Source organism: Nonomuraea sp. NEAU-A123, from assembly GCF_018603905.1.
Taxonomy (GTDB): domain Bacteria; phylum Actinomycetota; class Actinomycetes; order Streptosporangiales; family Streptosporangiaceae; genus Nonomuraea.
The window spans coordinates 113,893-128,280 of sequence record NZ_JAHFZZ010000028.1 but is presented as its reverse complement, the minus strand read 5'-3'; the positions used below and the strand labels follow the sequence as shown (position 1 = coordinate 128,280).

At 71.7% G+C, this 14,388-nt stretch carries 13 protein-coding genes; 4 read left to right on the top strand and 9 right to left on the bottom strand.

Translation table 11 applies throughout. From position 1 onward, the window contains the following. On the bottom strand, positions 1–1,298 hold a 1,298-nt coding region (locus KLK06_RS60905), incomplete at its 3' end, for a CHAP domain-containing protein (RefSeq protein ID WP_250907313.1). Positions 1,299–1,585: 287 nt separating this feature from the next. On the opposite strand from KLK06_RS60905, the gene KLK06_RS50835 reads away from it, so the two are divergent. Then, on the top strand, positions 1,586–2,227 hold the full coding sequence (locus KLK06_RS50835; RefSeq protein ID WP_214643062.1) for a PaaI family thioesterase: 642 nt from the start codon (positions 1,586–1,588) through the stop codon (positions 2,225–2,227). Between the two features lie 27 nt (positions 2,228–2,254). Here the strand turns inward: KLK06_RS50835 and KLK06_RS50830 are convergent, their stop codons facing one another. From KLK06_RS50830 to KLK06_RS50800, 6 genes are read right to left on the bottom strand one after another with little or no spacing between them, the layout of a single operon-like run. Next, the gene (locus tag KLK06_RS50830) at positions 2,255–3,004 is read right to left on the bottom strand and encodes a glucose 1-dehydrogenase (RefSeq protein ID WP_214643061.1); all 750 of its coding nucleotides are present in this window, start codon (positions 3,002–3,004) and stop codon (positions 2,255–2,257) included. Next, positions 2,991–5,444: an acetate--CoA ligase family protein gene (locus KLK06_RS60900; protein ID WP_308168823.1), complete on the bottom strand. Its 2,454-nt coding sequence runs from the start codon at positions 5,442–5,444 to the stop codon at positions 2,991–2,993. The genes KLK06_RS50830 and KLK06_RS60900 overlap by 14 nt, the downstream gene beginning before the upstream one ends. Before the next feature lie 3 nt (positions 5,445–5,447). Continuing rightward, complete coding sequence (locus tag KLK06_RS50815) at positions 5,448–6,992, bottom strand: class I adenylate-forming enzyme family protein (protein ID WP_214643060.1); 1,545 nt, start codon at positions 6,990–6,992, stop codon at positions 5,448–5,450. Positions 6,993–7,027: 35 nt separating this feature from the next. Next, the gene (locus KLK06_RS50810) at positions 7,028–7,351 is read right to left on the bottom strand and encodes a VOC family protein (protein ID WP_308168822.1); all 324 of its coding nucleotides are present in this window, start codon (positions 7,349–7,351) and stop codon (positions 7,028–7,030) included. Then, the gene (locus tag KLK06_RS50805; protein ID WP_214643058.1) at positions 7,348–7,707 is read right to left on the bottom strand and encodes a Zn-ribbon domain-containing OB-fold protein; all 360 of its coding nucleotides are present in this window, start codon (positions 7,705–7,707) and stop codon (positions 7,348–7,350) included. The genes KLK06_RS50810 and KLK06_RS50805 overlap by 4 nt, the downstream gene beginning before the upstream one ends. Before the next feature lie 39 nt (positions 7,708–7,746). Beyond that, positions 7,747–9,552 (bottom strand): serine/threonine-protein kinase, encoded by a 1,806-nt coding sequence (locus KLK06_RS50800; protein ID WP_214643057.1) that lies wholly within the window; start codon positions 9,550–9,552, stop codon positions 7,747–7,749. A 99-nt stretch (positions 9,553–9,651) separates the two neighbouring features. Between KLK06_RS50800 and KLK06_RS50795 the strand changes: the two genes are divergently transcribed. Both KLK06_RS50795 and KLK06_RS50790 read left to right on the top strand, forming a co-directional pair. Continuing rightward, positions 9,652–10,257, top strand: coding sequence for an isochorismatase family cysteine hydrolase (locus KLK06_RS50795; protein ID WP_214643056.1), 606 nt, complete (start codon positions 9,652–9,654; stop codon positions 10,255–10,257). Continuing rightward, positions 10,257–10,994, top strand: coding sequence for an SDR family NAD(P)-dependent oxidoreductase (locus KLK06_RS50790; protein WP_214643055.1), 738 nt, complete (start codon positions 10,257–10,259; stop codon positions 10,992–10,994). The genes KLK06_RS50795 and KLK06_RS50790 overlap by 1 nt, the downstream gene beginning before the upstream one ends. Before the next feature lie 11 nt (positions 10,995–11,005). On the opposite strand, the gene KLK06_RS50785 is transcribed toward KLK06_RS50790, so the two are convergent. Further along, the gene (locus tag KLK06_RS50785) at positions 11,006–12,229 is read right to left on the bottom strand and encodes a serine hydrolase domain-containing protein (RefSeq protein ID WP_214643054.1); all 1,224 of its coding nucleotides are present in this window, start codon (positions 12,227–12,229) and stop codon (positions 11,006–11,008) included. Between the two features lie 30 nt (positions 12,230–12,259). Here KLK06_RS50785 and KLK06_RS50780 point away from each other — a divergent pair, with 30 nt between their 5' ends. Continuing rightward, positions 12,260–13,168 carry a cyclase family protein gene (locus KLK06_RS50780; protein WP_214643053.1) on the top strand — a complete coding sequence of 303 codons (909 nt, stop codon included), beginning with the start codon at positions 12,260–12,262 and terminating at the stop codon, positions 13,166–13,168. A 6-nt stretch (positions 13,169–13,174) separates the two neighbouring features. Here the strand turns inward: KLK06_RS50780 and KLK06_RS50775 are convergent, their stop codons facing one another. Then, the gene (locus tag KLK06_RS50775) at positions 13,175–14,311 is read right to left on the bottom strand and encodes a cytochrome P450 (RefSeq protein WP_250907312.1); all 1,137 of its coding nucleotides are present in this window, start codon (positions 14,309–14,311) and stop codon (positions 13,175–13,177) included. Positions 14,312–14,388: the final 77 nt, after the last annotated feature.

Below are 14,388 nucleotides of genomic sequence, written 5' to 3'. Positions count from 1 at the left end.
AGCGGCGCCGAGGCCCGCGCCAGCAGGTCGGCGATCGGCTCCAACGGCTTCAATCGTTCCAGGATCGACCGGCTCACACCGGTCACCAGACGCGGGTCGGTCACGTCGAGGCGCGGCTCGCTCCCGAGCGCGGACGCGACGACCTCGGCAGGGACAGCGAAGTCGAAGTCGGTCGACGCGATGAGCTCGTTCGAGGTGACGAGCTCGGCCGGGGTGAGCTCGGCCGGGGTGGTGAGGGCCGGGGTGGCCGTTCGGGCCAGGGCGGGGGCCGTTTCGGTGCGGGGCTTCCGGCGGCGGCGCCGGTGGCCGACGACGGCTGGGGCGGGGGCGGCGAGGGCGGCCACGCGGGCCGGCCGTACACGCATATTCCTGGTCTTGGCGACGGCGAGCACCGCGAGGGCGGCCACCAGCGCGGAGCCGATCAGCGCGGGAGACGAGAGCGTGGGCACCGGCGTGGTGGACGACGCGTCGACGATGGTCGGAAAGGGGGCGGGGTTGCTGGTGACCGCGTTGGTGTCGGCGGTGGCCGGCTTGGCGTGCTTGCCCTTCTTGGGCGCCTGTTCGGCGGCTTTCGTGGTGGCGGCGGGCGACGATTTGCGGGTGGCCGTGGGGGCGGGGGAGACGGCCTGCTTGGGGCGGGTGGCGAGTGGGGCCTGGAGGTGTTCGCTCTGCCCGACTCCCTGCCCGATGCGGGGGATCATGTCGACAAGCGGGGTGCCGTCGGGGAGTTGGAGCTTGCCCACGTCGGTCGTGGAGGCGGACGCCTGCTCGTTCGCCCGCTGCTGTGCGTCCTGCTCTCCTTCGACCTGCTTCTTGGCGGCCTCGTTCTCCAGACGGGTCTTGACCTTCTCCGGGTAGCCGTAGCCGACGACCTTGCTGGTGTCGCGTTCCTTGCGCTTGGCGACGCCGCCGTCGATGTTGCCCTCGATCGTGAAGATCGTGTCGCCCTCGACCTTGGTCACCAAGCCGACGTGGTCGATGGCGTCGATGTCGTTCGAGCCGCCCCAGTCGTAGAAGACGAAGGCGCCGGGCTGGGGCTTGTGGCCCCAGGCGCCGTGCTCCTTGAACCACTCGGCGTGCTGCACCGTCCAGGCGAACTGACCGATCCAGTCCTCGTAGCCGAGCTTGTGCGCGGCCCACGACAGGTACATGTCACACCAAGGGGCCGAGGTGTAGTCGGCGTCGAACTCGACGTTCTTGCCGTACCAGTGGCCGAACTTGGTGTACGCATCGCCCTTCTCGGAGTAGCCAAGCTGACTCTCGAGCAGGTCGACGAACTTCTTCATCTCTGGCGTCATGGACGTGCGAGGGAACCTTCCGGGCAAGACCGGGTTTATCCACACAGCCACGGGTACGTGGGACGTATGTAGCAAAACCGGAGGCCTGTCGTCTTCCGTGATGAAGGAGGCTACCGTGGCGAAAGGGCAGGTCAAGCACGGGTCAAGGTAGCTCCAAAGGTAATGCGCACTAAAACAGCAGGTCAAAAGCTTGCCAGAAATGTCCCGACAAGGACGGTTTGATAGTAAAAGATCTACCTTCGGGTGTCTAGAACATGTTTCGGTAGAACGTGTTCTAAGATGCTGCAATGACGATCGACGTCGCCACCGGCGAGTCCCGCATCGCCGCCCTGTGCGCCCTGGCTCAGCAGACCAGAGACCTGATGGACGCGGTGCTGATCACTGACGTCGACGAGGACGAGCTGGTGGCCGTGACCGCCGAGCTGACCGCCCTGACCGAACGTCTCGAGGCGACCGTCCGCGTGTCGTCGCAGTCGTTCGACATCGCGCCGGACGGCACGGTACGCCACCTGGGCAACGCCGCCATCGGCGCCGCCAACCCGTTCGCGGTGCCGCTGGTCGTGGAGCGGGTCGCGAGCGGCGGGGTACGGGCGGAGGTGTCGTTCCGGCCGCTGCACGAGGGGCCGCCCGGCTCCGTGCACGGCGGGATCATCGCGATGGCCCTTGACCACCTGCTGGGGCAGGCGGTCGCCGTGGCCGGGCTGGCGGGCATGACGGGCACGCTGACTCTGCGCTACCGGGCGCCCGTGCCGTACGGCCGGCCGGTGGTCGTGACGGCGGAGCACACGCGTACGGAGGGGCGCAAGGCGTGGGCGGACGGTCGCGTATCGCTGCCGGACGGCACAGTGCTGGCCGAGGCGACCGGCCTGTTCATCACCCCGACGGCATGGCTGGACGGACCCCCATCGGTAACCCGCGCCGGTCAGTAGGCCGTGCGGGTCGGCAGGCCGTGCCGGTCAATAGCCCGCGCCGGTCAGTAGGCCGCCGTCCACTGTGAACTCGCTGCCCGTGCAGTAGCTGGACCGGTCCGAGGCCAGGAACGCCACCACGTGCGACACCTCCACCGGCTTGGCGAAGCGCTTGATGACCATGCTGCGGAGGAACGCGTCCGCGTCCACCTCGCTCATGATGTCGGGGTCCAAGGCCATCGAGGTGTTGATCGCCCCGGGATGCACCGAGTTGACGCGGATCTTGAAGCGGGCCAGCTCACGGGCGGCCGACTTGGTCACCCCCCGGATGGCGAACTTGGAGGCCGCGTACGCCGACATCCCTTCGGCGCCGATGAAGCCCTCGATCGAGGAGATGTTCACGATCGAACCGCGCCCGGCGGCCCGCATCGGCTCGATCGCCGATTTGACGCCGAGCCAGGTGCCCCTGAGGTTCACCTCGATCACGCGGTCGAACTCCTCGATCGCCATATCCACGATGCGCCGAAATTTCAGGATCCCGGCATTGTTGACCAGGACGTCTAACTTGCCGTGCATGTCGACGGCGGTCGCGACCGCGCGCGCCCACTCCTCCGGGGCGGTGACGTCGTGATGGACGAAGGTCGCGCCCGTCTCCTCGGCCAGCGCCTTGCCCTCTTCGTCCAGCACGTCACCGAACACCACGCGCGCCCCTTCCTCCAGGAACAGCCGCACATGCGCCTCGCCCATGCCGCGCGCTCCGCCGGTGATCAGCGCCACCTTGCCGTCAAGCAGTCCCATTGCGACCTCCCGCCGCGACGGCCACCGAGGCCGCCTCCATAGATCGGTAGACGGGGATCCCGGCCGCCGCCACGATCGCCCTGACCTCGTCCTCGACACCGGGGGGTGCGCACTCGCCGTTCCTGGTGACCAGCGTGATCCTGGTCCCCGGGAGCGCGTCCTGTGTGGCCGCCAGCGCCCGCGCGTACTCGAACAGCGGTTCGGCCCGCGTCCCGTAGGTGAAGAAGCTCTGTACGTTCACGTGCGCCACCACATCCGGGTACGGACGGTGCCGCACGATCACCTCGACGGCCCGCCGGACCAGGTCCGGCCCGCTCCGGGGGCCGACGGGTACCTCCAGCGGGTTGGCCAGCGAGGAGCCGGCCCCCAGCCCGAGCCCACGAAGCTCGCCGAGCACCGAGTCCGGCAGCGGCCCAAGCGGCACCCCGGCCCGATCGAAGACATCGGCGGCCAGCACACTCGCCCCACCACTCGGCCCGATCACCAACGCCCCACCACGCGATCCCACACTCAGGAAACCCGCCTCACCACCTGAGACCGCCCCCCAGCCGCTCGCCTCGCCATGTGGTGCTGTCCTCTCGGAGTCCGGCTCGCCGTGCGGCGCTGTCCTCCCGGAGTCTGCCCCGCCGTGCGGTGCTGTCCTCTCGGAGTCTGCCCCGCCGTGCGGCGCCGTCCTCCCAGAGTCCGAATCGCTATCTGGAGGCGCGCCCCGCGCGCCCGCTTGGCCGTCTGAGAGCGGGGTCCCGTCGTACGGACCTGTTGGTCGGGTGCCGTGGGCCTGGAAGAAGGCGAGGACGCCGATCAGGTCGTCCTGGGAGGTCACCAGGGTGGCTCCGGTCTGGTCGGCGAGTGCCTGCCAGATCCGGCCGTCGCTCACCAGGCCGCCGGTGTGCGAGGCGGCGGCGCGCTGGCCCTGGGCGCTGCGCCCGCCGACCAGCAGGACCACCGGTATAGGAGCGGCCGCCAGCGCCTCGTACAGCGCTCGCCCGTCACGCGGGTCCTCCAAGTAGAGGCCGACGGCCCGTGTCTCGGGGTCGGTCGACAGCCAGCGGAGCAGTTCGGCCGGGGTGACGTCGGCCGCGTTCCCCACGGTGACCACCCGGCTGAAAGCCAGCCCCCGCCGCTCGCCGACCTTGATCACCTCTCCGGCCAGCCCGCCGCTCTGCGAGATCAGCGCGACCGTCCCCGCCGGTCCGAGCCCGCCGCCGACGAACGTCTGCCGCCCGCGCGGGCAGTACACGCCCATGCAGTTGGGGCCGAGCAGCCGCGTCCCCGCCGCCCGTGCCGCGGCGACGAGCTCCTGTTCCAGCTCCGGCCGTCCCGCCTCGCCGAACCCGCCGCTCATCACCTGTACGTACGGCACACCCGTCGCCTGCCGTACGACCTCGGCGCACCGCTCGGCGGGCACCGCCACCAGCGCGTAGTCCACGTCGGCCACGGCCAGGGAGGGCACGGCGGGTACACCGCCCACCTCCCGCGCCTCCGGATGCACGGCCACCAGCGGGATACCCGCGGCCTTGTAGAACTCGAGGAACATGTTCCCGAAGTTCGGCCTGCTGGTGGAGGCCCCGACCACGGCTACCGCCCTGGGCTCGAAGAGCGGCCCGAAATCCACCGGCTCCCCGAAATCCGCAGGCTCCCCGGCTCCCACGAGCTCCCCGGCCCCCGCGAGTCCCGCCCGGGCCCGACCCCCGAGCGGGACACGCGGACCCCGGGCCGCACGCTGAGCCTGAGCGCCGTTCTGAGCCTGGGTGCCGTGCTGAGCCTGAGTGCTGTGCTCAGCTTGAGTGCCGTGCTCAGCCTCAAGCGCGGCGTCGGCAGCCGGGAGATACCGCGCGTCCACCGCCACAACGCCCGCCTCGGTGGCGATGACCGGATTGATCTCGAACTCGCCCAGTTCCAGCCGCTCCCACAGCCCGCCGGCCCCGCCGACCGTCATGAGCAGCTTCACCACCGCGTCCACGTCCACCCCGGGACGCCCGCGCAGCCCGTACAGCACCGGAGACCCGCGCAGCGACCCCAGCATCCGCCGCGCGTCCCCCTCGGAGATCGGGCACAGGCCCAGCGCCGTGTCCCGCAGCGTCTCGGCCCACACCCCGCCCAGCCCGGCCAGCAGCACGGGCCCGAAGCCGGGATCGTGGACCAGCCCGACGATCAGCTCCACCCCGGCGGAAGCCTGCTCCTCGATCAGGAAGCCCTCGGCCCCGACGACCTCGGCCAGCATCTTCGCGGCCGCGGCCGGGACGTCGGCCCGGCGCAGCCCGAGCACCACGGCCCCGGCCTCGGACTTGTGCACGATCCCGGGCCCGTACGCCTTCAGCACCAGCGGCTCGCGCAGGTCCATCACGGGAGCGAAGTCCATCCCGCGCACCACCACCCCGCGCGGCACCGGCACCCCGGCCTCCCGCAGCAGCGCCTTGGCCTCGTGCTCCGCGACCACTGCTCAGCTCCCCAGCAGGTGGCCGTGCTGCTCTCTGATCTCCCTGCGTAAGAGTTTGCCGGGCCCGCCGGAGGCGTCCTCGAAGTGCGGCAGCGTGTCGGCCACCACGATGCGGTCCGGCCGCTGGTGCGGGGCCAGGATGTCGTCCAGGGCGCGTGCCAGCTTGGCCGCGTCGAGCGAGTGCCCGGAACGCGCCACCACGGCCAGCAGGATCCGCTGTTCGGCCGCGTCCTGACCGTCGACGTGCGCGGGCACCCCGACCGCCCCGGCCTCCGCCACGCCGTCGAGCGCGGCGGCGGCCTCCTCGACCGCGACCGGCTGGGTCCAGACGCCGCCCTTGAGAATGGCGTCCTCGCGCCGCCCGAGTACGCGCAGCACGCCGTCGGGGGAGACCGAGCCGAGGTCGCCGCCGACGTACCACTCGCCGCGCAGCACCTCCTCGGTCTTGTCCGGGAGCCCGTCGTAGCCGGTCATCCGGTGCGGCCCGGCCAGGTTGATCTCGCCGACCTCGTCCACCACGCGGCGGCCCGACGGGTCCGTGACCCGGACGGCGTTCCCGGTACGCGCCCGGCCCGACGAGCCGAGCGGCGTGGAGCCGTCGTCGACCCGGCCCATGCAGGTGTAGGGGGCCTCGGTCTGGCCGTAGTAGGAGTAGACGCCCGCGCCGGGCAGTCGCTCCTTGATGCGGCCGAGCATGGTCGCGGTCAGCGGCTCGCCGCCCAGCATGATCACCCGGATCGACGACAGGTCCACCGCTTCGTGCTCGGACGAGCCCAGCAGCGCCGCATAGAACGACGGGATCTGCGAGACGTGCGTGACCCGTTCGCGTGGCACGACGCGCAGGAAGTTCGCCGGGCCCCAGTCCTGCTCCAGCACCAGCCGCATCCCGGCGTACAGGGCGGGCCCGACGATGGCCGGGAAGCCGATGCCCCAGATGATCGCGCCGGTGCCGAACACCGCGTCCGGCCCGCGCGGCACGTCGAGCCAGATCTGCGCGGTCGCCAGCGACGAGGCGTGCGTGTGGACGACGGGCTTGGGCAGCCCGGTCGTCCCCGAGGTGTAGTAGAGCGCGAGCGGATCGTCGTGGAAGCCCGCGAGCGGCGGCTCCTCTTCTGAGGCATCCGAAGTGTCAGAAGCGCCCACCTTGATCCAGGTGGTGATGGCGGGCAGCGACGGCCTGATCTCCGCGATCACCCCCTCCACGGTCGAGTCGTACACGAACGCCGTGCACCCCGACCGCTCGACCACCGCGCGCAGCGTCTCCACCGGCCAGTACGGGTTCAGCGCCGCCGTCACCGCGCCGATCTTGGCCTGCGCCAGGTACACCTCCGCCACGTGCAGCGTCTCGTTCAGCAGCGCAGCCACCCGCGTGCCCGGCGTGACGCCCGCCGCCAGCAGCGCGTGCGCCCGCTGGTTGACGGTCCTGTTCAGCTCGTCGTAGGTGAAGCTCCGCTCGCCGCAGTAGGTCAGCGCCACCCGGTCGGGGGTGCTCATCGCTGCGGCGGTCAGGATCGCGTGGCCATAGTTGCCGTACGGTGATCGCGCCATCGGGGGTGCCTCCGTCGTCAGAGAGGTGAATGCCGTCAGAGGGGTGAATAGAGCACGAAGACGTTTCCTGAGGGGTCGCGCAGCACGGCCCGCGTTTCGTGCGGCCCGTCCTCCGGCTCGCGGACCACTTCGGCGCCGCGCGCCACCAGATCGGGTACGGACTGCCGTACGCTGTCCACCTTGAACGACGGCGCGGCCGAGGCGGTGACGTGCTCGGCGGGCCCGGCCAGCGCCACGGTGACGCCACCCCCGTTCAGCGCGGCGAACCTGTCACCATCGCGAAACTTCACCGGCAGCCCGTAGAAGGCGATCGCCTCGTCCAGATCGGCCACGGGTATGAGCACGTTGCCAACGATCACGCGGGCCTCCAATGCGGTAAGTCGTCCACGAACGTCACCCGCACCGGCATCCCGATGCGGACCTCCTCCGGCGCGCACCCCACGACCTGGCCGAACACGCGCGCGCCTTCCGGCAGATCGACCCAGGCCAGCACGTACGGCTCGCGGCCCCGGTAGCCGGGCGCGAACGAGCGGTGCACCACGGTGTACGTGTGCACCACGCCCGCGCCGGAGACCGGCTCGAAGACGAGTTCGCCACCGCACCGAGGACAGTCGGCCTCGGGGAGGTGGACCCGCCGATCGCAGGCCGTACAGCGCTGGACGACCAGCTCGCCGCGCCTGCAGGCGGCCCAGTAGGCGGAGGTGTCACAGGTCATCGCTAGCCAAGCTAGCGCACGCTTGGTTGCTCGACAAGCCTAGCCGGCGGGTTCCTCGGCCGGTTCGCCCGAGGTCAGCGAATCATCCGTGAGCGAGGTCCGCGTGTCAGGGCTCGGCGAGACGAAGGCCGGGGTGCCGGTGGGCGGTGAGTCTGAGGGCAGCGCGACGGGCGGCTGGGACGGCGTCGGAGTGGTGGGCTCCTGGGTGGGCGGGCCGGCCGTCGGATGCGAGGCGCTGGGCGTGGGGCACGGCGGCCCGTCCACGGTCACCTCGCTGACCTGCGGGCCGTTGGCCGCCGCCGGTTCGGTCAGGAGCAGGAGGCCGAAGTGCGCCTGCTTGCCGCAGCCGACCGAGCCCAGGTCACGGGCCACGGAGTCGGTGTAGGCGGTCTGTCCGGTGAGCGTGCGGGTCTCCTTGTGCACCGTACGGGCCTGGCCGTCGCCGTCACGCCGCGTGTACGTGATGCGCAGCCGGACCGGCCCCCGGCCGTCGGCGGCCACGCGTACCGCGCCCGCCGAGCCCGTCCACTGCACGATGTCCGCCGACCGCACGGCCGGGCTGGGCAGCGTCCGCGCGGCCTGCCGGGACGCCGTGGGCGCAGGCACGCCCGTCGTGGGCGCGCTGGAAACGGTGGCGGGCGGTACGGGGCCGGTCGTCGCCGTCCTGGCCGTGGGACGGCTGGTCTCCGAGGTCCGGCGGACCGGGGTCTGGTCGTCGACCGGGCTGGGATCCAGCGGTTCGGACGTCTTCGGCTGCGGCATCAGCACCGTGCCCGCAGGACCGCGAGAGAGCCCGCCGGTGAGCACCACCGCGATCAGCACGGCGACCACCGCCGCGCCCGCGATCCACAGATGCGGCGGCAGCCTGGGCACGCTGATCCGCCGGTCCCGGACGGCCCCCAGGGTGGCGGTCGGCGCGTCGGTCCTGGCCAGCGGGAAGCGGAGCGCGAGGAGCGTGGCCAGCTCGCCGAGGTGGCGGCGCCCGCGCTTCTCCCAGTCGGGACCGTAGCCGGCGACCGCGTCCTCCTCCACCTCCGCCGCGAACTGCAGGGCGGAGGCGTACCTGACCGCCGGGTCCTTGGCCAGCCCGCGCCTGAGCAGGTCGCGCAGCGAGTCGGGGGCCACCTCCAGCGGCACCGGCTCGACCAGGTGCTTGTCCCGCAGCGAGGGGACGTCCTCCGCCTTGTACGGCGGCCGCCCCTTGACGGTCTCGAACAGCAGGCACGCCGCCGCGTAGAGGTCCGCGGACGGCCCCGCCTCCCCCTGCGTCCACAGCTCGGGCGACATGTACGGCGGGCTACCCGCCGGCACCCCCGGCTCCTCGGCATGAACCACCACGCCGAAGTCGGTCAGCTTGCTCGTGCCGTCCGCCTGGACCAGCACGTTCTCCGGTTTGACGTCCCGGTGCGGCACGCCCTTCTCGTGGGCCGCGGCCAGCGCCGACAGCGTGCTCTTCAGCACCGCCAGCGCCGCCTCCGGGCTGGTCCTGCCGTGCTCGGCCAGGATGGTACGCAGCGACACCCCGTCGACCAGCTCCATCACCACCGCGGCCCTGGTCGAGGTCTCCACATACTCGTAGAGCTGGACCACGTTCGGGTCGTCGAGCTCCACCAGCGAGGGGGTGTCCACCCGGAAGCGTTCCATGAACTCGGTGTCCCGGCGCAGGGTCGCGTTCAGGTATTTGATCGCGACGTAAGCCCCGGTGGCCTGGTAGGTGGCGAGGAACACGCGGCCCGTGTGCCCCGCGCCGAGCTGGCGTACTTCTCGGTAACCAGGGACCAAAGCGAACCCCCATAACGCAGCCGTCTCCCGTTCGACGGTCTCACCCGGGGTCCCGGTTGTCACGGGTCCAGATATTTCGCGATGTGTCAGGTGATTATCACGGTCGGTTGCCGGGTGATATGTTCGTGGCCAAGCAAGCGCTCGGCTAACTGGAGGCGCCGGATGGACCGTACGGCCGTGCTGGTCATGGAGATGCAGCGGGGCGTCGTCGGCGATCTAACGAAATTTCCGGACCTGGTGGCTGTGTGCCAGCGGCGTGACGTGGTGGGCAACGCCGCCTCCGTCCTCCAGGCGGCCAGGGCGGCCGGCCTCCCGGTGATCCACTGCACCGCCGCCTTCCGCCCCGACCGGGCGGGCTCCCACACCCGCAACAGCCCGTTCATCACCGCCCTGCTCAAGGACCCCGGTCACATGCTGGAGGGCACGCCGGCCGTGGAGGTGCTGCCCGAGCTGCTGGACGACGCCGACCTGGAGAGCCGACGCCACCACGGGTTCTCCCCGTTCACCGGCACCTCGCTCGACATGACGCTGCGCTCGCTGTCCGTCTTGCACGTGGTGGCCGTCGGGCTCTCGCTCAACCTGGGCATCACCGGGCTGGCCCTGGAGGCGGTGAACCTCGGCTACCGGGTCACCGTGGTGACCGACGCCGTCGCGGGCGTACCGGACGGCTACGCGCTGGCCGTACTGAAGTACACGATCGGCCTGCTGGCCACCCGCGTCACCGCCGCCGAACTCGTCGAGGAGTGGAAGGCCGGGGACGCGCGGTGATGGAGGGGATGCGCCTCGACGGGCGCGCGGCCGTCGTGACCGGGGGGGCGGGCGCGATCGGCGCGGCCATCGCCGCGGACCTCGCCGCGCTGGGCGCCCGGGTGGTGGTCGCGGACGTGGATCTGCCGGGGGCCGAGAAGGTGGCCGCGGGGCTGCCGGGAGCCGCCGCCCTGGCCGTCGACCTCGCCTCGCCGCCGTCCATCGAGCGGTTCTGCGGCGCGGCCGGGCAGGCCGACATCCTCGTGCACAACGCCGGTGTGTCGATCGTCGAGCCGTTCATCGCGAGTGACCCGGCGAACTGGGACCTCATGTGGCAGGTCAACCTGCGCGGCCCGATGCTGCTGACCAAGCTGCTGCTGCCGGGCATGCTCGACCGGGGGTGGGGGCGGCTGGTGTTCATCTCGTCGGACGGTGCCAGAGCGGGCTCCGGCGGCGAAGGCGCCTACGCGGCGACCAAGGCGGGGCTGTTCGGCCTGGCCAAGACGCTCGCCCGCGAGGCGGCCAGGGCGCACGTCACCGCCAACGTGGTCTGCCCGGGCCCCACGGACACGCCGATGCTCTGGCGCGTCTCCGCGGCCGAGCCCGGGCTGGTCGACAAGATCGTCAGGACCGTCCCGCTGCGCCGCCTCGGCACGCCCGCCGACGTGGCGGGCCTCGTCGCCTACCTGTGTACGGAACGCGCCGCCTACATCACCGGCCAGACGCTGTCGGTCAGCGGCGGCGTGACCATGCAGTGACGCTCGTGCGGTCATATCGAACGGTAGACGGCCTCCATGAGCCGGATCACCCGCTGGTTGCCGGCGAAGACGTCGGCCATCTTGTTCATCACGTAGCCCGCGGCCAGGCCGTGCTGGGGGTCGCCCAGCCCGATGGAGCCGCCCATGCCCGTGTGCCCGAACGCGCTCACGGACGGCAGGAAGAACGTCATGCTCGGCCGCATGAAACCGAGCCCGAACGAGCTGTCCAGCAGCAGGATCTGGTCGGGCCCCGCCACCCGGGGACGGATGGCGTCCTCGAGCGTCTCCGGGCGCAGCAGCTCGCCCGCCAGCAGCGCGCGGTAGAAGGCCGCCAGCGACCTGGCCGTGGTGACGACGCCCGCCGCGGGCCAGCCGGCGCGCAGGAGCACCGGGTTGTTGGCGCCGCCTTCCAGGTCCTGGATGCGCGGATTGCCGAGGGCGCGGTTCGTCAGGCTGCCGGGATCCCGGGCGGCCATGGCGATCGCGGTGATCGGATCCTTCGGCGGCCCGATGGGCGTCGCGGCGCGGACGGGTGCGCCGGGCGCGCGGCGGGGCGCGCCGTCGCCCTTGCCCGGTTCGCCGTGCTTCCTGCCCGTCTCACTGCCGGGCTTGGGCTCGGCCGTCAGGCGGGCCGCCTTGGCGATCACGTCGTCCGGCGCTCCGACCCACAGGTCCAGCCCGAGCGGCCCGGAGATCTCCGCCGCGACCAGCTCGCCCACCGACTTGCCCGTCACCCGGCGCACGACCTCGCCCACCAGGAAGCCGTACGTCAGCGCGTGGTAGCCGTGCGCCGACCCCGGCCGCCAGATCGGCCGCTGCCCGGCCAGGCGCGCCGCGATCGCCGGCAGGTCCTCGAACTCCTCGACCGGCACCCGCTCGTCCAGCGCGGGCAGCCCGGCCTGGTGGGTGAGCAGGTGCTCGACGGTGATCCGCTGCTTGCCCCGCACCCCGAACTCCGGCCACACCTCGGCGACCGGCGCGGTCACGTCCACCAGGCCGCGCTCGGCGAGCTGCAGCAGCACGGTCGCGGTGATCGCCTTGGTGCACGAGTACGCGAACACGGGCGTGTCCCGCTCCCACGGCCGGCCGGTGCGCCGGTCGGCCACACCGTCCCACAGATCCACCACCAGCTCGCCGTCCAGATAGACCGCGAACGCGGACCCCAGCTCGACGCCATCGGCGAAATTCCGCTCGAACGCCTCGCGCACGCGAGAGAACCGGGGATCACAGTGCATCGGGACCTCCGACAGAAGGGGAGCGCACACTTGCCAGCCGAGCCTAACAATTGGGGACGTTTCGGCCCAGAGGATCAACGGGGCACGCTGAACCTGCTCACCGGCGACGTGGTGCTGAGCGCCCTGGCCGCCGCGAGCACCGGCCAGGTGCTCAGCCTGTCCATGCCGATCAGGGGCGCCACGTCGTCGCCCGCCCCCACGACGGTGCCGCACCTGCGGGGCCGTCCCCTGCCGCAGCACTTCATGTCGGTCGACGGCGGCGACTACGCGGCCGGCGCCCGGCCGGTGGGCGCCGGGCTGCGGATGGCCGACGACGCACTGATCGTCACCCACCACGGCACGACCACGCACATGGACGCGCTCTGCCACATGTGGTCGGGCGACGAGCTCTACAACGGCCACCCCGCCGCCCGCGTACGCTCCTACGGCGCCACCCGGTGCGGCATCGAGCGGGTGGGCGGGGTCGTCGCCAGAGGCGTCCTGTTCGACGTGCCCCGCCATCTCGGGCTCGACCACCTGCCCGCCGACTTCCGCGTCCCGGCGGAACTGCTGGCGGAGATCGCCGTGCCGCGCGCGGGCGACGTCGCGGTGATCCGTACCGGCTGGCCCGCCGTGTGGGAGCGCTCGCACGAGGAGTACTGGTCAGGTCAGCCGGGGCTGTCGGCCGGCGCGGGGCGCTGGCTGGCGTCGCTGGACGTCTCGGCCGTGGCCGCCGACAACGCGGCGATCGGCGGGCTGAACGACCGCCAGCTCGCCGACGAGCCGCTCGACGACGACCTGCACCTCATCCTGCTCCACCGGCACGGCATCCACCTGATCGAGATGCTCTGGCTGGAGGAGCTGAGTGCGGCGGGCCGTACGGAGTTCGTGTTCGTCGCGGCCCCGCTCAGGATCGAGGGCGGGACCGGGAGCCCGCTGAACCCGCTGGCGATCCTCTGAGCCCCGCTACCACGTGACCGGGAGGCTCTCCACGCCGTAGACCGCCGCGCGCTCCTTCAGCGGCACCTCGGAGGCGGGCACGGCCAGCCGCAGGCCGGGGAAGCGTTCGAAGAGCCTGCGGTAGCCGATGCGCATCTCGACCCTGGCGAGCTGCTGCCCCAGGCACTGGTGCACGCCGTGCCCGAAGGCCAGGTGCCGCCGCGCCTCGGCCCGGTCGAGCCGCAGCTCGCCCGGATCGGCGAACTGGCCCGGGTCCCGGTTGATCGCCGGCAGCGACAGCGCGACCGTCTCGCCCTTCCTGACCAGCTCGCCCGCCACTTCCACGTCCTCCAGCGCGACCCGGCTCGGCGCGCCCACGTGCAGGATCGACAGCCAGCGCATCAGCTCCTCGACCGCGTTCTCGCCGTCGAGCAGGGCCCGCTGCTCCGGGTGCTCCAGCAGCGCGAAGACGCCCAGGCCCAGCATGTTCGCGGTGGTCTCGTGCCCGGCGACGAGCAGGATCAGCGCGAGGTTCGTCAGCTCCTCGTCGCTGAAGTCGCCGGTCAGGCCGCTGATCAGGTCGTCGCCGGGTTCGGCGCGCTTGCGTCGGACGAGCTCGCCCAGATATCCGGCGAGCGCCGCCAGCTCCGGCACACCCTCCTCGTCGAGGGCGACGAGCCGCGCGGTCTTCTCCTGGAAGAACTCATGGTCCTCGTACGGCACGCCGAGCAGCTCGCAGATGACCAGCGACGGGATCGGCAGCGCGTACGCCGGCACCAGGTCCACGGGCGGCCCCGCCGCGGCCATCGCGTCGAGGTGCTCGGCGGCGATCTGCTCGATCCGCGGCTCGAGCAGCCGCATCCTGCGGACCGTGAACTGGCCGGTGAGCAGGCGCCGGTAGTGGGTGTGCTCGGGCGGGTCGGTCGTCACGAACATGCCGGGCGGAGCGGGTTGGTCCTGGCCGAACTGCGACGTCATGCGTGACGGGCTGTGCTTGAGCTCCTGGCGGGAGCTGAACCGGGGATCGCTGAGCACGGTCCGGGCGGCCTCGAAGCCCGTCACGAGCCAGCCCGCGTGCCCGTCCGGGTAGTCCAGGCGCGACATCGGCGGCAGCTTCTCCAGCGCGGGAGGCGGGTCGAAGGGGCATCCGGGGGTTCTGTCCATGGGAAGTGGCATATTTTGAGAGTAGACTCCTATTTGATAGTTGCATAGCAGATTGGGGTGATCTCTTATGAGTGGAC